Source organism: Streptomyces griseus subsp. griseus (assembly GCF_000720255.1).
Classification (GTDB): domain Bacteria; phylum Actinomycetota; class Actinomycetes; order Streptomycetales; family Streptomycetaceae; genus Streptomyces; species Streptomyces griseus_I.
On record NZ_JOJE01000183.1, the window covers coordinates 1 to 373 of the forward strand.

Sequence of the window (373 nt, forward strand, 5' to 3'; positions counted from 1 at the left end):
GGCGCGGCGGGCCTGCGCCGCCGGGTGCAGGAACGGCCTGGTGCGCTGCGTGTACCAGTGCTCCCGGTCGCCGAACAGCGGATGCCGGAAGCTGGACGCGTTGCCCATGCGGGCGGCGATGCCCTCGTACGCGCGGGCGTGCGGGGCCTTCTTCCGGTTGACCGTGATGACCACACCGGAGCGGGCCCGCCCGTAGAGCACCTTGACGCGGATCGCGCCTGGGATCCGCCGGCTCCAGGACGCCCGCGCCCGGGCGGCCTGGGCTACCTGGTCGCCGGTCTTCTTCAGCGCCGGCCGCAGCTCCTTGCGCAGCGTCTTGGGGATCTCCCTGAGGTCGATGCGGACCTCACCGAACGGGTTCTGGCTGATAGCC

Annotated in this window: 1 protein-coding gene; it reads right to left on the minus strand. The window is 72.7% G+C overall.

Features of this window, described 5'->3' with window-relative positions; all coding sequences use genetic code 11:
- The coding region (locus IG99_RS43695) for a hypothetical protein (RefSeq protein WP_051866640.1) at nucleotides 1-373 on the minus strand (373 nt) is incomplete at both ends.